The 20,742-nt window shown below is 66.0% G+C and carries 21 protein-coding genes; 11 read left to right on the top strand and 10 right to left on the bottom strand.

Translation table 11 applies throughout. The annotated features are described in order from the left end of the window. Positions 1-39 precede the first annotated feature (39 nt). The 3 genes from JOE41_RS02845 (at position 40) to JOE41_RS02835 (ending at position 3,617) form a co-directional block, all read left to right on the top strand. Positions 40-576 carry a flavin reductase family protein gene (locus JOE41_RS02845; protein ID WP_011692411.1) on the top strand — a complete coding sequence of 179 codons (537 nt, stop codon included), beginning with the start codon at positions 40-42 and terminating at the stop codon, positions 574-576. A gap of 60 nt (positions 577-636) precedes the next feature. Further along, entirely contained in the window at positions 637-2,091 is a 1,455-nt protein-coding gene (hpaB, locus tag JOE41_RS02840) for a 4-hydroxyphenylacetate 3-monooxygenase, oxygenase component (protein WP_209750763.1), read from the top strand. Between the two features lie 191 nt (positions 2,092-2,282). Beyond that, positions 2,283-3,617 (top strand): MFS transporter, encoded by a 1,335-nt coding sequence (locus JOE41_RS02835; RefSeq protein WP_011692409.1) that lies wholly within the window; start codon positions 2,283-2,285, stop codon positions 3,615-3,617. Between the two features lie 84 nt (positions 3,618-3,701). On the opposite strand, the gene JOE41_RS02830 is transcribed toward JOE41_RS02835, so the two are convergent. The 5 genes from JOE41_RS02830 to JOE41_RS02810 form a co-directional block, all read right to left on the bottom strand. Beyond that, entirely contained in the window at positions 3,702-4,529 is an 828-nt protein-coding gene (locus JOE41_RS02830) for an alpha/beta fold hydrolase (protein ID WP_209750761.1), read from the bottom strand. A 4-nt stretch (positions 4,530-4,533) separates the two neighbouring features. Next, the gene (locus JOE41_RS02825; RefSeq protein WP_011692407.1) at positions 4,534-4,863 is read right to left on the bottom strand and encodes a biotin/lipoyl-containing protein; all 330 of its coding nucleotides are present in this window, start codon (positions 4,861-4,863) and stop codon (positions 4,534-4,536) included. Further along, a complete protein-coding gene (locus JOE41_RS02820) occupies positions 4,856-5,920 on the bottom strand; it encodes an alpha-ketoacid dehydrogenase subunit beta (protein ID WP_011692406.1) in 1,065 nt (354 codons plus the stop codon). Before JOE41_RS02820 ends, JOE41_RS02825 begins: the two co-directional genes overlap by 8 nt. Continuing rightward, on the bottom strand, positions 5,913-6,992 hold the full coding sequence (locus JOE41_RS02815) for a thiamine pyrophosphate-dependent dehydrogenase E1 component subunit alpha (RefSeq protein WP_245200605.1): 1,080 nt from the start codon (positions 6,990-6,992) through the stop codon (positions 5,913-5,915). Before JOE41_RS02815 ends, JOE41_RS02820 begins: the two co-directional genes overlap by 8 nt. 118 nt (positions 6,993-7,110) lie before the next feature. After that, positions 7,111-8,496, bottom strand: coding sequence for an amino acid permease (locus JOE41_RS02810; RefSeq protein WP_209750759.1), 1,386 nt, complete (start codon positions 8,494-8,496; stop codon positions 7,111-7,113). 172 nt (positions 8,497-8,668) lie between these two features. On the opposite strand from JOE41_RS02810, the gene JOE41_RS02805 reads away from it, so the two are divergent. From JOE41_RS02805 to JOE41_RS02780, 6 genes are all read left to right on the top strand, one after another. Next, complete coding sequence (locus tag JOE41_RS02805; protein ID WP_011692403.1) at positions 8,669-9,139, top strand: Lrp/AsnC family transcriptional regulator; 471 nt, start codon at positions 8,669-8,671, stop codon at positions 9,137-9,139. A 143-nt stretch (positions 9,140-9,282) separates the two neighbouring features. Further along, positions 9,283-9,993, top strand: coding sequence for an NUDIX domain-containing protein (locus tag JOE41_RS02800; protein ID WP_011692402.1), 711 nt, complete (start codon positions 9,283-9,285; stop codon positions 9,991-9,993). After that, positions 9,990-11,315, top strand: coding sequence for a quinolinate synthase NadA (nadA, locus tag JOE41_RS02795; protein WP_209750757.1), 1,326 nt, complete (start codon positions 9,990-9,992; stop codon positions 11,313-11,315). Before JOE41_RS02800 ends, nadA begins: the two co-directional genes overlap by 4 nt. A 41-nt stretch (positions 11,316-11,356) precedes the next feature. After that, on the top strand, positions 11,357-13,087 hold the full coding sequence (locus tag JOE41_RS02790; protein WP_209753513.1) for an L-aspartate oxidase: 1,731 nt from the start codon (positions 11,357-11,359) through the stop codon (positions 13,085-13,087). Further along, complete coding sequence (gene nadC / locus JOE41_RS02785; RefSeq protein WP_011692399.1) at positions 13,084-14,013, top strand: carboxylating nicotinate-nucleotide diphosphorylase; 930 nt, start codon at positions 13,084-13,086, stop codon at positions 14,011-14,013. The genes JOE41_RS02790 and nadC overlap by 4 nt, the downstream gene beginning before the upstream one ends. Before the next feature lie 6 nt (positions 14,014-14,019). Beyond that, positions 14,020-15,165, top strand: a complete 1,146-nt coding sequence (locus tag JOE41_RS02780) for a cysteine desulfurase family protein (RefSeq protein ID WP_209750755.1) — start codon at positions 14,020-14,022, stop codon at positions 15,163-15,165. 32 nt (positions 15,166-15,197) lie between these two features. On the opposite strand, the gene JOE41_RS02775 is transcribed toward JOE41_RS02780, so the two are convergent. The 3 genes from JOE41_RS02775 to JOE41_RS02765 form a co-directional block, all read right to left on the bottom strand. Beyond that, positions 15,198-15,704 carry a GtrA family protein gene (locus JOE41_RS02775; RefSeq protein ID WP_011692397.1) on the bottom strand — a complete coding sequence of 169 codons (507 nt, stop codon included), beginning with the start codon at positions 15,702-15,704 and terminating at the stop codon, positions 15,198-15,200. 35 nt (positions 15,705-15,739) lie between these two features. Further along, positions 15,740-16,570 carry a fumarylacetoacetate hydrolase family protein gene (locus JOE41_RS02770; RefSeq protein ID WP_043430800.1) on the bottom strand — a complete coding sequence of 277 codons (831 nt, stop codon included), beginning with the start codon at positions 16,568-16,570 and terminating at the stop codon, positions 15,740-15,742. A gap of 69 nt (positions 16,571-16,639) precedes the next feature. Continuing rightward, positions 16,640-17,302 carry a DUF1684 domain-containing protein gene (locus JOE41_RS02765; protein ID WP_011692395.1) on the bottom strand — a complete coding sequence of 221 codons (663 nt, stop codon included), beginning with the start codon at positions 17,300-17,302 and terminating at the stop codon, positions 16,640-16,642. 99 nt (positions 17,303-17,401) lie between these two features. Here JOE41_RS02765 and JOE41_RS02760 point away from each other — a divergent pair, with 99 nt between their 5' ends. Next, positions 17,402-18,229, top strand: a complete 828-nt coding sequence (locus tag JOE41_RS02760; protein WP_209750753.1) for a hypothetical protein — start codon at positions 17,402-17,404, stop codon at positions 18,227-18,229. 75 nt (positions 18,230-18,304) lie between these two features. Further along, positions 18,305-19,111: a transglutaminase family protein gene (locus JOE41_RS02755; protein WP_011692394.1), complete on the top strand. Its 807-nt coding sequence runs from the start codon at positions 18,305-18,307 to the stop codon at positions 19,109-19,111. Positions 19,112-19,114: 3 nt separating this feature from the next. Here the strand turns inward: JOE41_RS02755 and JOE41_RS02750 are convergent, their stop codons facing one another. Both JOE41_RS02750 and JOE41_RS02745 read right to left on the bottom strand, forming a co-directional pair. Next, positions 19,115-19,576 carry a MarR family winged helix-turn-helix transcriptional regulator gene (locus JOE41_RS02750; RefSeq protein WP_011692393.1) on the bottom strand — a complete coding sequence of 154 codons (462 nt, stop codon included), beginning with the start codon at positions 19,574-19,576 and terminating at the stop codon, positions 19,115-19,117. Then, positions 19,576-20,700: an LLM class flavin-dependent oxidoreductase gene (locus tag JOE41_RS02745; RefSeq protein ID WP_209750752.1), complete on the bottom strand. Its 1,125-nt coding sequence runs from the start codon at positions 20,698-20,700 to the stop codon at positions 19,576-19,578. Before JOE41_RS02745 ends, JOE41_RS02750 begins: the two co-directional genes overlap by 1 nt. Positions 20,701-20,742 lie beyond the last annotated feature (42 nt).

The raw sequence follows: 20,742 nt of genomic DNA, 5'->3' as shown, positions 1-20,742 counted from the left end.
AGAGATCGACTACAGAGCAAACCATCCAAGGGGTCAATGATGATTGCCAAGCCCCGCCCGGGGGAGGCGCCCGGAGCCGCCGCCAATACGTCGGCTCCGAGGGCCCATCATTTTCGCGGGAGCCTGGGGAGGTTCGCCACCGGCGTCGCGATCGTGACCTTCGACGGCGCCACCAAGCGGCACGGCATCACCGTCAATTCGTTCACGTCCGTCTCGATGGAGCCGCCACTGGTCCTGGTGAGCATTGCCAGGACGGCCAGGGCGCACGACGAGCTCGCTGGCCGTCCCTTTGCGGTGAACATCCTGGGCGCCGAACAGCGCTACCTGGCCACGCATTTCGCCGGCTGGCCCGGGCCGGAACCCCGGTGGGTGGAAGGTGGCACGGCGCCGCGCCTCGCCGGAGTCCTTGCGTACTTCGAGTGCAGGCCCTGGGCTGAATACGACGGCGGAGACCACACCCTATATCTCGGGGAAGTGGTGAACTTCGACTACCGCAGCGGCGACGCCCTGGCGTTCGCGAACGGCAGCTACACCACCATCCCGGAAAGCCAGCTGGGCATGGAGGACCTGCTGTAGCCCCGACGTCCCGCATTAGGTAGAAACAACTGCAGCTCAACGAAGACTGGAGAAAGAACAATGGGCATCCGCACCGGCCGCCAGTACCTGGACAAACTTAACGCCATGACGCCCCACGTGGTGATCGACGGGGAAGTCGTCAGTGAAAAAATCGCCGAGCATCCCGCCTTCCGGAACGTGGCCAGGTCCTACGCCAAGCTCTTCGACATGCAGCACGACCCCGCCCACCAGGAAGCGCTGACGTACACCTCGCCCACCACCGGCGACCTGGTGAATGCGTCCTTCCTGGTTCCCAGGACCATCGAGGACCTGCAGCGCCGGCGCAGGGCCATTTCCACCTGGGCCGAATCCTCCCACGGCTTCCTTGGCCGCTCCGGGGACTACATGAATTCCTCCCTGACCGCGCTCAGCACCGCGGAAAAGTGGTTCTCGCAGGCCGACCCCAAATTCGGCCAGAACATCCGCAGATACTACGAATGGGCGCGGGAAAATGATGTCCTGGCCACGCACACGCTCATCCCGCCCCAGGTCAACCGCTCCGTCTCGGGCTCCGAGCAGATGGGTGGACAGTTGTCGGCGCGCATCGTCGAGGAGCGGGATGACGGCATTGTGATCAGCGGCGCCCGCATGCTGGCCACGATCGCGCCCATTGCCGACGAGCTCCTGGTGTTTCCGTCCACCGTGTTGCGGGGCACTCCGGAGGATGCCCCCTATTCCTACGCGTTCGCCATCCCCAATGATGCGCCGGGCCTGCGCTACCTCTGCCGCGCTTCGCTGTACAACGGCGGCAGCACGCATGACGAACCACTTGCCTCGCGCTATGAGGAAATGGACGCGGTGGCCATCTTCGACAACGTCTTCGTGCCAAGCGAGCGGATTTTCATGCTCGGCCATCCGCAGCTCTGTAACGCCTTTTATACGGAAACCGGCGCGGGCGCCCTCATGACTCACCAGGTGGTGACCCGGACCATCGCCAAAAGCGAGTTCTTCCTTGGCCTGGCATCAGAGCTGGCAGAGTCCATCGGAATCGACGGCTTCCAGCACATCCAGGAGGACATCGCGGAACTGATCATCGACGTCGAAATCGGCAAGGCGCTGGTCCGTGCGTCGGAGGCGGACGCCGGCCTCAACGAGGCCGGCGTCATGCTGCCCAAGTGGACCACGCTGAATGCCGCCAGGAACTGGTACCCCAAGATTGCCCAGCGCTTCCCGCAGATCATCCGGAAGTTTTCGGCGTCCGGGCTGATGGCATTACCCGGTGAGGCCGATGTCAACAGCGAGGCCAGGGCGGACATCGAGATGTACCTGCAAGGTAAGACACTCACCGGCCCGGAACGTGTCCGCCTGTTCAAGCTTGCCTTTGACGCCTCCATCTCAGGCTTCTCGGGCCGGCAGTCCCTTTACGAGTACTTTTTCTTCGGTGATCCCGTCCGAATGGCCGGTGCCCTGGTCAACAGCTACGACCGCGAGCCGGTACGGGCCAGGGTCCGCGAATTTCTCAATAGGCAGGACTGACCGTCCCGCCCGCCGGGTCCTGCTGCCGCCGCCCAGAAGGCCGGAAGCAGCGGAACCCAAAAGAATTAGTGCGCTTTGTCACACATTCGAGTATCCTCATACCAACTGACCGTTCGATCGGTAATTCGCTCGGCGTCATTCCACATTCGGTAGTAGCACTTTTCGGTACTGCCCACAGCCACGGAGTTCCAATGACCGCAACTTCACACGTCGATTCAGAGGCGGGTCCCAGCAGCAAGCACGAGGAACGGAAAGTCCTCGCAGGCACGCTGGTAGGCACCACCATCGAGTGGTACGACTTCTTCATCTTCGCCCAGCTGACGGCAACGCTGCTGTCGCCGCTGTTTCTTACCCCGCTGCAGCAGTCCAACCCCGGCCTCGCGCAGATACTCTCCTTCGCGCTGATCGGCATCAGCTTCCTGTTCCGTCCGCTCGGCGCCATCATCGCCGGCCACCTCGGCGACCGTCTGGGCCGGAAGGCCATGCTGGTCTTCACGCTCGTCATGATGGGCGCAGCCACTGCCTTGATCGGCATGCTGCCCACCTACAACGACATCGGCGTCTGGGCTCCGATCCTGCTGATCCTGCTCCGCGTCATCCAGGGCTTCTCTGCCGGCGGTGAATGGGGCGGTGCTGCCCTGATGGCTGTGGAGCACGCTCCGAAGAGCAAGCGGGGCCTGTTCGGCGCCTACCCGCAGATCGGCGTCCCCGTCGGCATGATCCTGGCAACGGGCCTGCTGTACTTCCTCAACACCGGCATGTCCAAGGCAGACTTCGCCTCCTGGGGCTGGCGCGTGCCGTTCCTGCTGTCCATCGTGCTGATCGTCGTAGGCTACCTGATCCGCCGTGCGGTGGCCGAAAGCCCGGTCTTCCAGGAAATGATCGAACGCAAGGAGAAAGCCAAGGCTCCGCTCGGCCAGCTGATCAAGTTCCACAAGAAGTCCGTGCTCTACTCCACCATGATCTTCATCGGCAACAACGCAGCCGGCTACCTGCTGATCGCCTTCTTCATCTCCTACGCCACCAAGTCATTGAAGATGCCGGTCGCGGAGATCCTCCTCGCCACCACGCTCGCATCCTTCGGCTGGCTGATCTTCACCCTGGTGGGAGGCTGGCTCTCCGACAAGATCGGACGGGTCAAGACCTTCCTCATCGGCTACGGCATCGTGTTCGCCTGGATGATTCCCATGTTCGCCCTGATCGACACCAAGAACATCATGCTTTACGGCGTGGCACTCTTCGTGCTGACCGTCGGCCTGGGGCTGTCCTACGGCCCGATGTCCGCCATGTACGCCGAGATGTTCCCAGCCAACGTCCGTTACTCAGGCATCTCCATCGGCTACGCGTTCGGTGCGATTCTGGGCGGTGCGTTCGCCGCCACTATCGCGGAGACGCTCCTGCAGAGCACCAAGTGGACCGGCTCGATCGGCATCTACATCATGGTCCTCTGCGTCATTTCCGCAGCCGGTGTACTCCTTGCCGGGGAAACCAAGGGCCGCCCTCTGGGCGTCAGCAGCCACCACTAACGGCTGGCTGAACCAGGCAGCCTTGAATGTGCGACGGCGGGCGCGGACGATTACGGTCCGCGCCCGCCGTTTTTGGGCCCCGAACTAAACGCCCAGGAACTCTGTTGCTGCCTGCTTGAACGCCCTGCTGGTGATCACATTGCTGTGGTTGCGGCCCGGGATCAGCAGTTGTTCCACAAGCGCCCCTGTTTTGGCCCCCAGTTCAGCGAGCTCGGGCATGGTTGCTGCGCGGTCGTCCTTATCCCCGGCCACGAGCAGCATGGGCATATGCGGGACGGCTTCGGCCGGATCGAAGGGCTCACCTTTGATCGCTTCCACCAGGGACAACAGCGCGAAGACATTGTTGCTGGGCAGCCCCAGGGCCATCTTCAGGAGGGCGGCCGTGGACCCGTCCGCAATGGGCGTGCCGTCGGCGAGGTAGCGCTGTGCGGCCACCAGGTCGAAGGCCGCCAGCGGGTCCGCGATGTTGGGGCCGCCAAGGACCAGCCGGTGAACGAGTTCCGGCTGGGTTGCGCCGAATTCCCAGGCGAGCCGCGACCCCAGGGAGTAGCCGATCACGTCAAGGCCGCTGGCGGGGTCGCCGTCGCGCAAAGGACGGACGCCGGCGTCGAACGCCACCTGCAGGAGATCCGCGCGGATCCTGCTGGGGCTGTAAGAGTCCATGTCTTCCGGAGCTCCGCTGCGGCCGTGGCCGGGCAGGTCCACGGTGATGACGCGGCGGCCGGCGTCCAGCAGGGCTGCCAGCCAGCCGGTGTCCTGCCAGTTGAGCTTGGTGGAGGAGGAAAATCCGTGCAGTAGCAGGACGGGGCGCAGGCCGGCATCGGTTTCCGGTTCGTGCACCTCCACGTAAAGCTGGGGGTCGGTGCCCTCCACCGTGTGGTGGTGCTGCTCGCCGGTGTGCCTGCCGCTCATGGTGTCAGTCCTCATCAAGTACGGCGCTCAGGCGGACCCGGCGCTTCGGTGCCTCTTCCTTCGGGACCGTGCCCACGATACCGGCAGTGTTGTCCGGTACCTCAAACACAATCAGGGGCTCGCCGACATTGATCCTGTCACCGGGCCCGCCGTGGATACGCACCACTTTACCCGCCTGCGGACTGGGCAGCTCAACAGCTGATTTGGTGGTCTCCACCTCCACGAGCGGCTGGTTCCGCTCCACCTGGTCACCGGGTGAAACCAGCCATTCCAGCACGGTCGCCTCGATCAGGCCCTCGCCGAGATCGGGAAGCGGGAAGGAAATTTCAGCCACGGCGGTACTCCAATACTCGCTGGATCCCGAAGAGGATCCGGTCAATGTTCGGGATGTATTCATCTTCAAGGTCGCCGGAGGGGTACGGGACGTCGAAGCCGGTGATCCTTTCCACGGGGGCCTTGAGGGTGTCGAAGCAGCTTTGGGTGATCAGTTGGGCCACTTCGGCGCCGAGCCCCGAAGTCCGCGGTGCTTCATGGACGACGACGGCGCGCCGCGTCTTCCGCACTGACGCCGCCAGTGCGGCTTCGTCGATCGGTTTGAGCCAGCGCAGGTCGAGGACCTCGACGTCGATTCCGTCCTCGGCGGCGAGCTCGGCGACCTGCAGGCAGCGGGCCACCATGGCGCCCCAGGCAACGAGGGTGAGGTGGCGGCCTTCGCGCATGACCTTTGCGCCGGTGGGCGGGCCGCCGGCGGGGGAGCCGGACGGGTCTGCCGAGTCGAAGTCGACCTCGCCTTTCTGCCAATAGCGGGACTTGGGCTCCATGAAGATCACCGGGTCCGGCCGCGTGGCGGCGTACTTGAGCAGGTGGTAGGCCTCATGCGGGTTCGAAGGCGAGACCACCTTCAGGCCCGGCACGTGTGCAAAGAGCGCTTCAAGGCTTTCCCCGTGGTGCTCCGGGGCGCGGATACCGCCGAAGCTGGGCACGCGCAGGGTGATCGGCATCGGCATGGTACCGCGGCTGCGGTAGTTCATCCGGGCAATCTGGCAGACGATCTGGTTGATGGCCGGATAGGCGAAGCCGTCGAACTGGACCTCGGGAATCGGGTGGAAACCGGCCATGGCCAGGCCCACGGACATGCCCAGGATGCCTGACTCGGCCAGCGGGGTGTCAAACACCCGGCCGGGGCCATACTTCGCCTGGAGACCGTCCGTAATGCGGAACACGCCGCCCAGCCGGCCGCAGTCCTCACCGAAGACCAGTGATTTCGGGTTTCCGGCCAGCACCTCGTCCAGTGCCCGGTTCAGGGCCTGTTGCATGGAAAGCTGTTCCACTCCGCGGCGTGGAGTTCCGTCGGCCATGCCGGCCCCGCCTTCCAGGATGGCGCTAGACATGTTCGGACTCCTCGCGCCAGTTGGCGGCCTGGGCCTGCAGGGCAGGCGTGGTTTCCTGGAAGACCAGGTCGAACATTTCGGTGCCGGGGCGTGAGCCGAGCGACTGGATCCCCGCCCGGATGTGTTCTTCTTCGGCTTTGGCGGCTGCCAAGGCTTCGGCAAAGAAGGCCTCGTCGGCGACGCCGTCGGCGAGCAGCGTCTTCCGGAACCGTTCCAGCGGATCCTCCCCGGCGTCGTCGCGCTCTTCGTTGAGCGAACGGTACCGGCCGGGGTCATCGGACGTGGAGTGCGGGCCGCGGCGGTAGGTCATCGCCTCGATGAGGACCGGGCCATGGCCGGCCCGGGCGTGCGCAAAGGCGCGCCGGGTCGCGTCCACCACTGCTACGACGTCGTTCCCATCGATCCGCAGTGCCGGGATGCCGTAGCCGGCAGCGCGGGCCGCCACCGAGCCGCCGGCCACCTGGCGTTCGGTGGGAACCGAGATGGCCCAGCCGTTGTTCTGGACAAAAAAGACCACCGGAGCCCTCATGACTGCCGCGAAATTCATGGCTTCATGGACGTCGCCCTGGGAGGATGCGCCGTCGCCGAAATACGCCATTGCCACGCCGTCCGTCTGATCCAGGGTCTGTCCGTGGGCCCAGCCCACCGCGTGGAGCACGGATCCGGCCACCACGGCCTGGATCGGTGCGAGCCGGGATTCCAGGGGGTCGTAGAGCCCGCCGTGCCAGGTGGCCTTGTGCGTGGACATGTAGGCCACCATGTCCACGCCCATGGCCCGGGCCACGCCCATTTCGCGATACGTGGGGAAGACGAAGTCGCGGGCAGTGTCCACGGCGTAGCCGCTTCCCACCTGGGCGGCCTCTTGGCCCAGTTCGGGGGCGTAGCCGGGGATGAGGCCCTGCCGCTGCCAGGCGATCGCGGAGGTGTCCAGGTGCCGGACCGCCACCATCAGCGAATACAGTTCCCGGAGCTGGCCGGCGGTCAGCGGCCCGGCCGGCTGACCGGACAGCAGGCCGGAAAGTGGTTCCGGCAGCTGGCCGGCGTCGTTGCCGGCGGAAGGCGTGCTATCCATAGCTGTGACCCTAGTCACCTACGGAATGTCGGGCAATCAGCTTATGGTTCACTGGCCAGATTGCCGAAAGCTGCCATGACGTACGCCGTCCTGCATGGCAATTTGTACAGCTGGCCCGCTACTTGCCTGCGGTGTCCTGGCGCGACGCTGCCACTTTTGCCCCGAACCAACAGGCGGCGGCAATCCCGGCAACCAGGGCGATGGTGCTGAAGAGCTGCCGGCTGCTCTCGGCGCCGCTGAAGCCGACCGCGAAGATCAGTGCCAGCAGGACCAGTCCGAAGATCGTCAGGCCCGGGAAGCCCTTCATCCGCAGCGGAAGCTCGGTGCCGTCGCGGTCCGCCCTGCGGCGCAGGATCAGCTGGGAGATGAGGGCGGATCCCCAGACCATGAGGCAGGTTGAGCCCACCAGCTGGAAGAGCGCCGGCAGGATCTGTTCGGGAAAAAGGAGCTCCAGTACGGCGGCAAAGAAGCCAAAGGCCACGGATACGCCCACGGCAACCATCGGCACCCTGGCCTTGTTCAGCTTCGATAGGAAGCGCGGAGCCTCGCCGCGGTGGGCCAGGGAGTAGATCATCCGGGAGGAGCCGTAGAGATTGGCGTTGAGGGCGGACAGTAGCGCGATGACTGCCACGAGGGTGATGGCCGTGCCCGCACCCGGGATGCGTGCGGCGTCGAGAACGCCGGCGAACGGTGACGACAGGGATTCGGAAGTCGCAGGCAGGACGGCGGCAATGACAAAGACGGAGCCGACGTAGAACACAAGGATTCGCCAAAGCACCGTGCGGATGGCCAGGCCCACGCTGTGGCGCGGGTTCTCGGTCTCAGCGGCAGCCACGCTCACGATCTCAGTGCCGCCGAAGGCGAAGATGACCACAAAGAGCGCCGTGGCAATTCCACCGAGGCCTGCCGGCGCAAAGTCGCCGGTGATGTTGCCCAGGCCCGGGCTTGGTGCGTCGGGCAGCAGGCCCAGGAGAAGGGCTGTTCCGATGCCAAGGAACATCAGGATTGCCGCCACCTTGAGGATTGCGAACCAGAACTCGAATTCGCCAAAGTTGTTCACGCCGGCCAGGTTGATGGCGGTAAAGAGGGCCATGAAGACCAGGGACAGCGCCCAGACGGGAACCACGGGCCACACCGTGAACAGCAGGCCGGCTGCGCCAAGTGCCTCGGCGGCAATGACCACCACCAGCTGCAGCCACCACAGCCAGCCCACGGTTGCTCCTGCCGTGCGGCCCATGGCCTTCTCCGCATAGACGGAGAACGCGCCGCTGTTCGGGTTGGCTGCAGCCATCTCGCCCAGGGCCCACATGACCAGGATGATCAGTGTGCCGGCCACGAGGTAGGAGATCAGAACGGCCGGTCCTGCCGCCTGGACGCCCGCCCCCGAGCCCAGGAACAGTCCGGCTCCGATAGCGCTTCCCAGCCCCATCATGGTGAGCTGGCGGGGTTTCATGCTGTGGCCGAGCGAGGTGGATGGGCGCTCTGCGGTGGACTTCATCGTCATGCTTGCGAACCTTCTTGTGGTCGGTGGTCTGGTCCTTTTGGGACATATTGAATTTACGGCCCCGGGCGGGACACTTCGCACGCCGTTCGTGAGAGCATGGGGGCAGTTTGCGGGAAAAGCGCCTTTTTTTCGGCGATTTGTGAGCTGTTCGGCCAGGTTGAAAGGAAAATCGATGAACGTGGACGCGCTGGATGCCAAAATTGTCCGATTCTTCACGGATTCACCCAGGGCATCGGTGCTCGAAGCCTCGCGGGTCCTGAAGATTGCCCGCGCCACGGTCCAGTCCCGGTTGGATCGGATGACCGCCGGCGGGGTTATCGGTTCCTGGGTACCCCAGCCGGACCCGTCCCGCTTCGGCTACCCCGTGGTGGCGTTCTGTTCGCTCACCATCAACCAGGACCTGGGCCATGACGCGGTGGTCGAAGCGCTGGCCCGCATTCCCGAACTTACGGAAATCCACACCGTTTCCGGCAGTTCGGACCTGATGGCACGGATCGTGGCTCGGTCCAACCCTGACCTGCAGCGGGTTCTGGACGCCATGATCGCCACCAAGACGGTGTTGCGGTCCTCGTCCGTGATTGTGCTGAACACCCACTTCCAGGGCCGAACCCTGCCGTTGCTCGAGGCCGCTGCCGCAATGTGACCTGAAGCATTTTGCCTGGGAGCCCGGCAGTCGTACCATTAGTTCTAGTCATGTTGACTATAACTAGCCGAAGCGCCCCGGAAGGGGACGCCGGTCGAAGCCCAGAAGCGCCGCCAGGCGCGAGGAAAGCGGGGTGAACCGCTGTGTATACGAGCTCTGCCAACGTTGCCGAGCGGCAATCGGCGCCGCCGTCGCTCGCTATTTCCACGGTGATCTTCGCCCTCCGTCCCAGCGAGACGTCCGGACGTCCCACGCTGTGGCTCCCGCTGGTGCGCCGCATTCGTGAGCCGTTCAAGGACCTATGGGCGCTGCCCGGAGGTCCGCTGACCCACGCCGAATCCCTCCAGGATGCGGCGTCCCGGAACCTGCGGGAAACCACGGGGCTTGCCCCCAATTACCTGGAGCAGCTCTACGCCTTCGGCGGCCTCCACCGCTCCCCGACCCAGCGCGTGGTGTCCATCGTGTACTGGGCGCTGGTCCAGCCCACGGAAGCCGCGCTCGCCGACGAGTCCGAAAACGTCCGGTGGTTCCGCGCGGACCGCCTGGGAGACCTGGCCTTCGACCACAACGCGATCGTGGACTACGCCCTCGGGCGCCTGCGGAACAAGCTGGCCTATGGTTCGGTTGCCTACCACCTGCTGGGGGAGTACTTCACCCTGGCCCAGGTCCGGGAGGTCTACGAAGCCGTCCTTGACCGTGAGCTGGACCCGGCAAACTTCCGCCGCCAGCTCAAGTCCACGCCGGAAATCGAAGAAACCGGCGAATACCTGCAGGGCGGAAAACACCGACCTCCCCGCCTCTACCGCTTTACCGGCCGCCCCGGCCTTGACCCAGATAACAGGAGCACACCATGAGCAGCGTCAACACGGCAATCCAGTTGATCACTCGCGAACAGGCCGAACAGCGGGCCGCAGGCATTGCGGCAGGAACCGCCACGGCCGCCGCCACCTGCAGCCCCGCACTGGCCCGCGGGCCGTGGGACTACGATCTCGCCGAAGCCCTCGCCGGTGTGCCCGCCTACGGTCCGGGCGCCTCAAGCGCCGACGTCGCCCCCGCCGCCACGCCGCGCCAGGGCCAGTTGCCGGAGGAATACAAGAAGGCCAGCGACGCCGAACTGGACGCCCGTATCCGGGCGGCCAAAGCTGCACTCGGGGACAAGGCCGTCATCCTGGGGCACTTCTACCAGCGGGACGAGGTCATTGAATACGCCGACTTCGTGGGCGACTCCTTCCAGCTGGCCAACGCCGCGCTCACCAGGCCCGACGCCGAGGCCATCATCTTCTGCGGAGTCCACTTCATGGCCGAGACCGCGGACATCCTGTCCAAGTCGGACCAGGCGGTCATCCTGCCGAACCTCGCCGCGGGCTGCTCCATGGCGGACATGGCGGACATCGATTCCGTCACCGAGTGCTGGGAGCAGCTTGAGGAACTCTTCGGCACCGAGCCTGACGCCGACGGCCGGGTTCCGGTCATCCCGGTCACCTACATGAACTCCTCCGCCGCCCTCAAGGGCTTCTGTGGCGAGAACGGCGGCATCGTCTGCACGTCCTCCAATGCCGCCACGGTTCTCGAATGGGCCTTCCAGCGCGGCCAGCGGGTCCTCTTCTTCCCGGACCAGCACCTGGGCCGCAACACCGCCAAGGCCATGGGCGTGCCGATGGAGCAGATGCCCATGTGGAATCCGCGCAAGGACCTCGGAGGCAATGACGAACAGACCCTGCTCGATTCCCGCGTGATTCTCTGGCACGGCTTTTGCTCGGTGCACAAACGCTTCAACGTAGGGCAGATCGAGAAGGCCCGCGTCGAATTCCCGGGCGTCAACGTGATCGTGCACCCAGAGTGCCCCATGGAAGTTGTGGACGCCGCCGATTCCGCCGGATCCACCGACTTCATCAGGAAGGCCATCGCGGCGGCCACGGAACCGACCACGTTTGCCATCGGCACCGAGATCAACATGGTCAACCGGCTCGCCGCGGAGTACCCCCAGCACACCATCTTCTGCCTGGACCCCGTGATTTGCCCGTGTTCCACCATGTACCGGATCCACCCGGGCTACCTCGCGTGGGTGCTGGAGGCGCTGGTCAACGGTGAAACCCTGAACCGCATCACCGTGGATGACGACGTCGCCGCCCCGGCGCGCGTGGCCCTTGAGCGGATGCTGGCGGCGCGGCCGTGACCACGGCCCGTGCGGCGGGCAACGGCACGCTTGAAGTTGTGATGCAGCGCCGCCGCCTCGTGGTGGTGGGCAGCGGAATTGCCGGGCTCTACGCAGCGCTGCTGGCGGCCGACGCCGAGGGTGGCTCTGCGGCGGACGTGGTCCTGCTGAGCAAGGGGCAGTTGGAGCACAGCAACACGTTCTACGCGCAGGGTGGAGTGTCGGCCGTGCTGGAACCCGGCGAAGCCGCCTCCGGCGACACTGTGGATGCGCATGTCGCCGACACGCTGGCGGCCGGTGCGGGCCTGAATAACCTCGAAGCCGTGCGGATCCTCTGCACGGAGGCAGTGCGGGACATTGCCGGGCTGCGCCGATACGGAGTCATTTTCGACGCCGACGCGCAGGGGGACACCGCCCTGGGGCTGGAGGCCGCCCACTCCGCGCCACGCATCCTGCATGCCGGCGGCGACGCCACCGGCGCCCGCATTGCCCGCGGCCTGATCGCCGCCGTCCTGGAACGTGCAGTGTCCGGCCGGCTTCGTCTGGAAACAGGGGCTTTCGTCACGGAACTGAGGACGACGGACGGCCGGGTGAGCGGCGTGAACTACCTGCAGAACGGCGAACTCAAGAGCCTGAAGGCGGCGGGCGTGCTGCTCGCCACCGGCGGCGCGGGCAGGATCTTCGCACGCACCAGCAACCCTTCGGTTGCCACGGCGGACGGGCTGGCGCTTGCCTGGCGTGCCGGCGCCGCCGTGGACCACCTCGAATTCTTCCAGTTCCACCCCACCACCATGGCTATGCCGGAGACAGCAGGGGGCCCGCCGCCCCTGCTGGTGTCTGAAGCAGTCCGCGGCGAAGGCGCGGTGCTGCTGGATGCCAACGGCCACCGTTTCATGCCGGACTATCATCCCGACGCGGAACTCGCGCCGCGCGACGTCGTCTCCCGCAGCATCGCGCTGCATCTGGTCCGGAGCGGCGCACCGGCGGACAGCCCGGTGTTCCTCGACGCCCGGGGCATTGAAGCGGCCAGGGGTTCCGGTTTCCTGGCACGGCGGTTCCCCACGATCTCCGCCGCCACGGCAGCAGCAGGCTTCGACTGGACCGCTGAACCGCTGCCGGTGTCTCCGGCCGCCCATTACTGGATGGGCGGAGTGGTAACCGACGTGGACGGGCGGACCACTGTCCCGGGACTTTACGCAGCGGGCGAGGTGGCCTGCACCGGCGCCCAGGGCGCCAACAGGCTCGCCAGCAATTCTCTGCTCGAAGGGCTTGTCTTCGGGCGGCGCGCCGTTGAGTCCTTCCTTGGCGGGGAACCGTCGAGTGACTGGCCTGCGGCGTCGTGCGACGCTGTTCCTCCGCGTGCTGTCTCGGCCGCTGGCGGCCTCCCCTTGACGCACGCTTCCGGAACACCCTCGAACGACGGCGGGCACGCAGCCTTGGGTGCCGCTCCGAAAATATCACCGGTTGCGCCCGAAGGTGTTGTGATGACTGTGCCTGATCCCGGGCCGTTTTCCCGGGACGCTCTGGGGCGGCTGATGACTAGTGCTGCCGGGGTGCTGCGCACAGGTCCTGAACTCGATGCCGCGGCCGCGCAGCTTGCCCGGTGGGCGGACTGGCCCGGCGGCCCGGAAGGAAACGATCCCCGCGGGCATGAGGACCGCAACCTGCTGCTGGCCGCCCGGCTACTCGTGGAGGCCGCCCGGAACCGGACTGCCTCCGTGGGCGCCCACTACCGGGCGGATACGGACCATGCCCCAGCCCATACCCATTCCATGCAAAGGATTTCCTCATGACCGCCACTGCCCAGGAAACGACAGCCCCCGAATCGACTGCCCCGACGGGCGTTGAACTGACCGGCAGCCTTCCCGAAACCGCTGTGCAGGAAGTGCTGCGCGCTGCGCTCGCCGAGGACGCCCCCTACGGCGACATCACCTCGCAGGTCCTCATCCCGGCGGAGGCACGCGCGACGGCGGTGCTGAACGCCCGGGTGCCGGGAGTCCTGAGCGGAGGAGCCGTGTTCGCCGCGGCCATGAAGCTCACGGACCCGGACGCCGTCGTCGAGCTGCTGGTAGCGGACGGCGAACGGTTCGGCGCGGGCGCGACGCTGGCGAGGGTTACCGGCAACGCCCGGGCGGTGCTCCTGGCGGAGCGCGTGGCACTGAACCTCGTCCAGCGGCTGAGTGCGATCGCTACCAGGACGGCCGAATTCGTGGACCTCGTCCAGGGAACCAAAGCCCGGATCACCGACACGCGGAAGACGACGCCGGGCCTGCGTGTGCTGGAGCGCTATGCCGTTCGCTGCGGCGGCGGCGCCAACCACCGCTTCAGCCTGTCCGACGCCGTGCTGGCCAAGGACAACCACCTGGCGGTCATCACCGGAGGGGACCCGGCGAAACTCACGGCTGTGCTCAAGGCAGCCAGGGCCCGGCTCGGCCACACCACCCACTTCGAGGTTGAAGTGGACCGGATGGAGCAGGTGGAACCTGTTCTCGCCGCCGGAGTGGACACCATCATGCTGGATAACTTCACGCTCGAGGAACTGGCTGCCGGCGTGGCCCTGGTGGACGGGCGGGCACGGGTGGAAGCCAGCGGCAACGTCAGCCTCGGGACCGTGGCAGCGATCGCTGCCACGGGTGTGGACGTCATTTCCATCGGCGGCCTCACCCACAGCGTCATCGCCCTTGACCTGGGCCTGGACGTTGAACTGACGGTGGGCTGAACGGCAATGATCTTCCTGGACGCAGCGGCCACCACGCCGGTCCGCCGCGAAGTACTGGAAGCCATGTGGCCCTACCTCACCGGCGAATTCGGCAACCCGTCGAGCCACCACACGCTCGGCGAGTCCGCCGCCGCGGCCCTCGCAGCTGCCCGCACAGCCACCTCCAAGGCGCTGAACTGCCGTCCGGCCGAGATCACGTTCACGTCCGGCGGCACCGAGGCGGACAACCTCGCCGTGAAGGGCATCGCCCTGGCACGGCAGGCTGCGGACCCGGCCCTCAGCCGCGTGGTGATCAGCGCCGTCGAACATCCCGCGGTGGAGGAATCTGCGCGCTATCTCGAACGCTTCCACGGGTTCACCGTTGATATCGTCCCGGTGGACGGCTTCGGGCAGGTGACGCCGGACGCCTTGGCGGCTGTCCTGCGCCCGGAAACCGCGCTGGTCAGCGTCATGTACGCCAACAATGAGGTGGGCACCGTCCAGCCCATCGGGCAGCTGGCCGGCCTGGCCCGGGAACTGGGGATTCCGTTCCACACCGATGCCGTCCAGGCTGCGGGCTGGCTGCCGCTGGACACGAAGATGCTGGGCGTGGACGCCATGAGCATTTCCGGGCACAAACTCGGGGCGCCGAAAGGGAACGGGGCCCTGTTCGTGCGGAGCCGCACCCGCGTTGAGCCCCTGCTCCACGGCGGCGGGCAGGAACGCGGCCGCCGCTCAGGGACAGAGAATGTTGCCGGCGCCGTGGCCTTGGGCACCGCACTGTCGTTGGTCCACCCCGATCCGGAGCAGGTGGCCGCGCTGCGGGACGCATTCATCCGTGAGGTCCTTGCCGGCGTTCCGGGCGCGCAGCTGACCGGCCACCCGCTGGAGCGGCTGCCGTCGGTGGCTTCGTTTTGCTTCCCTGGAACCAGCGGCGAATCAGTGCTTCTTGAACTGGAACGGCAAGGCGTGGTGTGCTCCAGCGGATCGGCTTGCGCCGCTGGGTCCGACGCCGCCTCGCCGGTGCTCCTGGCCATGGGCATTCCGTCCGAAGTCGCCCAGACCGCTGTCCGGTTCAGCTTTGATGCCGCAGTGACGGCGGCGGAACTGCACGAAGCCGCAACAGCCGTCAGGAACGCCGTGGGCAGTGTGCTGACGCTCGGTATCCGCTAGGCGCGCGACACCGCGCCGTCAGGGATGCCGCGTCAGCGGTGCCGTGCGCGGCGGAAGATCCAGTGCCTCAGGAGCGCGAAGCGTACGGCGGTCGCCAGGAACCCGGACAGCGTGGTGGTCCATAGCTCATCCGACATGGTGGCATCCGGGTTGAGCCAGTGCAGCACGCCGAGGCTGCCGCCGGTGATCACAAGCGCAATGACGATGACCACCAGACCGCTTAGGTGATCCCTGCCCATCTTCCCGGGCCCGGCGATCTTGAACGTGAGCCGCCGGTTCAGGGCCGTGTTCATCACCGAGGTAATGATCAGCGCTGCAGCATTGGCCAGCTGGGACCCCAGCCAGGGCCGGAGCAGGGCGTACAGGGCAAGTGAGGTCAATGTGCACACGATGCCCACGCCGGTGAACCGGAGGAGCTGCCGGACGGCGGGAAAGCGAAGCATGCCACGGTAGTGCTTCGTCGCCGGAGGGCGCCGTGCGGCAGTGGCGGAACCGGACTGTTGCGTCAGCGGGACGGCGGGCGCAGCAGGTGATTCCATCGCTCAAGCCTGCCACACGACGCCGGCATATTCCGTCAGGCGGCGTCGCTGACCGGGTTCGTCAGTTCGCCGATTCCCTGTACGCGGCAGGTCACGGTGTCCCCGGGGTGCAGCCGCGCGCTTTCGGCAGGAAATCCCGTGAGGACCAGATCTCCGGGGTGGAGCGTCATGAAGGACGTCAGGTAGACCAGGATTTCGTCAACCTTCCAGCCGAGGTCCGCCGAGCTGGCAGCCCGGAGTTCACTGCCGTTATGCACGATGCCGATCGAAAGTGCGGCAGTATCCAGGCCTGTCACGATCCACGGTCCCGCCGGCGTGAACGTGTCCTGGCTCTTCGCGCTGATCCACAGCTCGTCGGATTTCTGCAGCTCCCTGGCCGTGACGTCGTTGCCGATGGTGAAACCAAGGACGGCCCCCCGCGCATTCTCCAGCGTCAGCCCTCGGGCCTTGCGCCCGATCACGATGGTCAATTCGGCTTCCGGGTCCACGTGCCCCACTCCCGGCGCGAGTTCTATGGCGTCGCCCGGTCCCACCACGCTGGTGGCTGCCTTGTGGAAGGCCTGGGGAGGAAGGTCCCGGCCGGCCTGTCCCGTGTTGTGGGCCATGCCCAGGACATTGGCTGGAACGCTGGGTGCGAGGAAGATGAATGAGTCCTCGTGGACAGTGGAGCCCTGCTGCCAGCCTGCCCGCGGAGCGGCTCCGGCGTTCGCCAGGGAGCCGGGGAAGGGACTGTCGATGACCGTCCAGAGCTTTCCCGTGTCGCTGCCAAAGTCGTGGGCGTCATTGGCCACGAAGAACTGTTCAAGCTCGGAGGCGGGGGAGTGCGGACGGACCCGGGCAATTCGGCGCGGTTGGATGGCGGTCATCATGACATCCTATGTCCTGTCCGGCGGCGAAGCCGAGTGTGTCGGCCGGGCTGCTCCGGGGGAGGTCGGTCAGTACAGTTCGCCGACCGGGATCTCCACTGCAAGCCGGTTGGATGGTCCCGCCAGCGGGCAGGCCCAGGCTTCGTTGTAGGCGCAGGACGGGTTGTACGCGAAATTGAAGTCCAGGATGAATTCGGCGTCGGGCCCTGACCCCTGGACGCCGTGGAAGGCTCCCTTGATCGTGTCCAGCAGGTACCGTCCGGCACCGTAACTGCCGCCGGGCTGTCCCGCGGTCGCGTCCCGGAAGGGCACGAAGATGCCGCCGCCGTAGCCGTGCAACTTCCAGACGGCCAATTGGCCCATCTCCGGCAGGTCGAAGGTACCCAGTCGTACGAACCTGACAACGCCGTCGGTCCCCGTCTCAACATTCATCTCCCGGCCGGCGCCCTCCATTGTCAGGGGAACGTGGAACCGGTAAATGGGGTCGTAGTCAGCTGTCCGGAGGCCGCTGAAGGTGGATTTTGCTTCCGCCGTCAGCGCGGATGCCGGGTGGGTGCCGAACATCCGGTCGCGTTCCTGGCGCCAATACGAGTGGGCCTCAGCGGGACTGTCCACGGCTATTCTCCGGACGTTCTGGTACATGGCGAACGTCCGGATCCTCCAGTCGGCGATATCCAGGGCCGAGATGTCCGCTACGCTGTCCTGCTCCGTGTCAAAGTGCTGTTCCACCATGTCCCCAGCGTAGTCCTCTTTACGGACGGGAAACCCCGTCCGGCCAACACTCCGCCCGGAACGCAGCGACTGCGGCGGCGGCGCGGCTACGCTTGCGTCATGACAAGGAAGGCAGGAGCCCGCAGGGCGCGTTTGGGGGCGGCGTTCATCGTCGCAGCCGTGGTGATGTCCGGTTGCAGCGGCGAGGGCAAGGGGGAACCCGCCTGGACGGCGGGCGTCAGTCCAACGGAAAGCCCGACGACGGCGGGCACCTCCCCGGCCTCGTCCCCAGTGGCAACTCCCGGCGCCGGGGACACCGGAGCGCAACCTTCCTCAACGGGTACGGAATCCGCCTCCGCCGGAGCGACGGCAGCGGCGTGGAAGGTCTTCTCGGATTCCACCAAGAACGTCAGCTTTGAACTGCCGCAGGACTGGATAGCGCAGTCCGTCACGCCCGACCAGGGGACCCTTCCGGGGGCCATCAAGATCGAAGTCAAGGATGCCAGGGGAGGGTATCTGGCGACGCTGCAGACCGGCCTGCCATCGCCGTCGGCTGCCGCCTGCCAGGAAGCGGCCCGAAAGCCGTACGTGGTGGTCAGCAGTGTTCCGGTGGACCTGCCGCACCGCGAAGGAGACGGTCTGATTGCGCCGCACGTGGTCTTCCGTGTGATCCAGGGCTACAGGTACTTCGGTTCCTACGGCATCACCAACGTGGTGGGAGGAAGCGACGGCAGGGCCTGCGCCCTGCAGAACATTGTTCGCGGTCCGGAGGGCAAGGGGGATGTCTCGTTCGGTGACCTCGCCGCGCTCAAAGCGCTGGCCACGGATGAGAAAGTGGCGCCTGCCAAGGCCTTCGATACTCTGGACCAGGCGGCCAAGTACGTCAACGAGGGCTCTGAATTCGCGAATGTCCAGCGGATGCTAATGTCTCTGAAGATCAAAAGTTAGTCCCGCCGCCCGCCCGTAAACCCAACCGGCCGGCGCCGGGTACTGTTCTGCAACTACCTCACACCCCGGAGATACATGGAACGCAGCGTGGCCGCCCGGCTCGTCTTCAAGACCGCAGCCGAAACCAAAGTCGCACTGGCGGTCGCCGTCGCACGGAATGCGGGCTATTCGTCGCTCGTAGAAACTATGTCGGTGACCTCCGGGGAGGACCAGGTGCCGGTGACCGAACTTTCCGACCACCACGGCGGCCGATTCCATTACATGGAGTTCGCGGAACCCACCGAGGTGACCGTTGACTACACGGCCACTGTTTCCGGGCTGGCGGTTCCGGAAGAGCCCAACCTGATGGAACTGATCCGCTACGTCCGGCCCAGCCGCTACGCGGAGTCTGACCGGCTGTTGCCTACGGCCTATGCCGAATTCGGCGGCCTCCAGGGCGAGGAGCTCCTGCACGCCGTCCGCAACTGGGTTTTCAGCGAGCTCCGCTACGTCAGCGGATCCTCGCGCGGCACCGACGGCGCGGTGGAGACGCTCCTGCACCGGCGCGGCGTGTGCCGCGACTTCGCACACCTGGCCATTTCGCTGCTGCGCTCCAAGGACGTTCCCGCGAGGCTGGTGGCGGTCTATGCACCAGGGCTCAGCCCGATGGATTTCCATGCCGTGGCCGAGGCCTACATTAACGGAGCCTGGTACGTCATCGATCCCACCGGGCTCGCCCCTCGGGAGAGCATGCTGAGGATCACCGCCGGCCGGGACTCCTCGGACACGGCGTTCCTGTCCACGGTAGGCGGAAGCCTGTCCCTGAGGGAGCTCCGCGTCACCGCAGTGGTGGACGGGGAGCTGCCCCGGGAAGACCCCGCGAAGCTCGTCGCGATTTCCTGACGCCTAGCGCCCTGACACGGACCCGCGCAGCTTTTCCGTTAGCCGCAACAGTTCGCGCTGTTCGCTGGCGGTCAGCGCCGGTGTCATCAGCGCGGAGATGTCACGAACGTGCTCGCGGCCGATCTGCTTCTGCAGGTCCCGGCCGGCATCCGTCAGTTTCAGGAGGACACCGCGTCCGTCCTGGGGTGCCGGCATGCGCTCCACGAGACCGCGCTTCTCCAGCCTCTCCACCAGCCTGCTGAGGCTGGACTGGCTGAGGAGTACGTTGTCATTGAGCTCGTTCAGGCGCAGCCAGCCGGAAGGGCAGCGTGAGAGCGTGAACAGGACGTCGTATTCGTTGACGGCCAGTGCTTTGAAAGCAGGGCCCGACTGAAGCTTCCGCATCACCGCCACCTGGGCGCGGAACAGCGACTCCCAGGTTTCGGCGGCGAGCCGTACGGGCGACTCGCCCGGCTGCGCGGGCATCACGCGTCCTGTGCCGTGGGCTTGGTGAGTGAGTCCTCCTGCACCTGGGCAGCCATCCGGGCTGCCACCCGGCCGGCATGGGTGGGCGGTTCCGGCACGTGGGCGGGGGTGAGGGCGGCATACTCCCTGCGCAGTACCGGCAGGACCTCCTCGCCGAACAGGTCCAGCTGCTCCAGCACGGTCTTCAGGGGCAGGCCGGCGTGGTCGATCAGGAACAGCTGGCGCTGGTAGTCGCCGAAGTACTCGCGGAAGGTGAGGGTCTTTTCGATGACTTCCTGCGGGCTGCCGACCGTCAGCGGGGTCTGCGAGGTGAAGTCCTCCAGCGAGGGGCCGTGGCCGTAGACCGGGGCGTTATCGAAGTACGGGCGGAACTCCTTGACTGCGTCCTGGGAGTTCTTCCGCATGAAGAACTGGCCGCCGAGGCCGACGATGGCCTGGTCTGCCTTGCCGTGGCCGTAGTGCTCGTAGCGTTCGCGGTAGAGACCGATCAGCTGCTGGTAGTGCTCCTTGGGCCAGAAGATGTTGTTGGCGAAGAAGCCGTCGCCGTAGTACGCGGCCACTTCGGCGATCTGCGGCGTGCGAATGGAGCCATGCCAGACGAAGGGGGCCACGCCGTCGAGCGGGCGCGGGGTTGAGGTGAAGTTCTGCAGCGGCGTGCGGTGCTTGCCCGACCAGTTCACGGTGTCCTCGTCCCAGAGCCGGCGCAGCAGGCTGTAGTTCTCGATGGCCAGTTCGATGCCGTCCTGGATGTTCTTGCCGAACCAAGGGTAGACCGGGGCCGTGTTGCCGCGGCCCATCACCAGGTCCACGCGGCCGTCCGCCAGGTGCTGCAGCATCGCAAAGTCTTCGGCGATCTTTACGGGGTCGTTGGTGGTGATCAGGGTGGTAGCGGTGGACAGGATGATTCGTTCCGTCTGCGCCGCGATGTAGGCCAGTGTGGTGGTGGGGGAGGAGGAGAAGAAGGGGCGGTTGTGGTGCTCGCCAATGGCGTAGACGTCCATACCGATCTCTTCGACCTTCTTGGCAATCGCCACTGACGCTTTGATGCGCTCGTGTTCCGTGGGCGTGTGCCCCGTGGTGGGATCAGTGGTGATGTCACTGACGCTGAATACGCCGATCTGCATGGTGTGCCTCTCCGTTTTCCGAACTGCTCCGGGTCTTGTACC

Origin of the sequence: Arthrobacter sp. PvP103 (genome assembly GCF_017833075.1) — a bacterium.
Lineage (GTDB): Bacteria > Actinomycetota > Actinomycetes > Actinomycetales > Micrococcaceae > Arthrobacter.
This window is presented reverse-complemented; position numbering and strand designations above follow the sequence as displayed.

What these genes read in the sequence shown, in the direction of transcription:
- JOE41_RS02845 (WP_011692411.1), top strand. Translation starts at nt 40, where the DNA reads ATGATTGCCAAGCCCCGCCCGGGGGAGGCGCCCGGAGCCGCCGCCAAT.
- hpaB (WP_209750763.1), top strand. Translation starts at nt 637, where the DNA reads ATGGGCATCCGCACCGGCCGCCAGTACCTGGACAAACTTAACGCCATG.
- JOE41_RS02835 (WP_011692409.1), top strand. Translation starts at nt 2,283, where the DNA reads ATGACCGCAACTTCACACGTCGATTCAGAGGCGGGTCCCAGCAGCAAG.
- JOE41_RS02830 (WP_209750761.1), bottom strand. Translation starts at nt 4,529, where the DNA reads ATGAGCGGCAGGCACACCGGCGAGCAGCACCACCACACGGTGGAGGGC.
- JOE41_RS02820 (WP_011692406.1), bottom strand. Translation starts at nt 5,920, where the DNA reads ATGTCTAGCGCCATCCTGGAAGGCGGGGCCGGCATGGCCGACGGAACT.
- JOE41_RS02815 (WP_245200605.1), bottom strand. Translation starts at nt 6,992, where the DNA reads ATGGATAGCACGCCTTCCGCCGGCAACGACGCCGGCCAGCTGCCGGAA.
- JOE41_RS02810 (WP_209750759.1), bottom strand. Translation starts at nt 8,496, where the DNA reads ATGACGATGAAGTCCACCGCAGAGCGCCCATCCACCTCGCTCGGCCAC.
- JOE41_RS02805 (WP_011692403.1), top strand. Translation starts at nt 8,669, where the DNA reads ATGAACGTGGACGCGCTGGATGCCAAAATTGTCCGATTCTTCACGGAT.
- nadA (WP_209750757.1), top strand. Translation starts at nt 9,990, where the DNA reads ATGAGCAGCGTCAACACGGCAATCCAGTTGATCACTCGCGAACAGGCC.
- JOE41_RS02790 (WP_209753513.1), top strand. Translation starts at nt 11,357, where the DNA reads ATGCAGCGCCGCCGCCTCGTGGTGGTGGGCAGCGGAATTGCCGGGCTC.
- nadC (WP_011692399.1), top strand. Translation starts at nt 13,084, where the DNA reads ATGACCGCCACTGCCCAGGAAACGACAGCCCCCGAATCGACTGCCCCG.
- JOE41_RS02780 (WP_209750755.1), top strand. Translation starts at nt 14,020, where the DNA reads ATGATCTTCCTGGACGCAGCGGCCACCACGCCGGTCCGCCGCGAAGTA.
- JOE41_RS02775 (WP_011692397.1), bottom strand. Translation starts at nt 15,704, where the DNA reads ATGGAATCACCTGCTGCGCCCGCCGTCCCGCTGACGCAACAGTCCGGT.
- JOE41_RS02770 (WP_043430800.1), bottom strand. Translation starts at nt 16,570, where the DNA reads ATGACCGCCATCCAACCGCGCCGAATTGCCCGGGTCCGTCCGCACTCC.
- JOE41_RS02765 (WP_011692395.1), bottom strand. Translation starts at nt 17,302, where the DNA reads ATGGTGGAACAGCACTTTGACACGGAGCAGGACAGCGTAGCGGACATC.
- JOE41_RS02760 (WP_209750753.1), top strand. Translation starts at nt 17,402, where the DNA reads ATGACAAGGAAGGCAGGAGCCCGCAGGGCGCGTTTGGGGGCGGCGTTC.
- JOE41_RS02755 (WP_011692394.1), top strand. Translation starts at nt 18,305, where the DNA reads ATGGAACGCAGCGTGGCCGCCCGGCTCGTCTTCAAGACCGCAGCCGAA.
- JOE41_RS02750 (WP_011692393.1), bottom strand. Translation starts at nt 19,576, where the DNA reads ATGCCCGCGCAGCCGGGCGAGTCGCCCGTACGGCTCGCCGCCGAAACC.
- JOE41_RS02745 (WP_209750752.1), bottom strand. Translation starts at nt 20,700, where the DNA reads ATGCAGATCGGCGTATTCAGCGTCAGTGACATCACCACTGATCCCACC.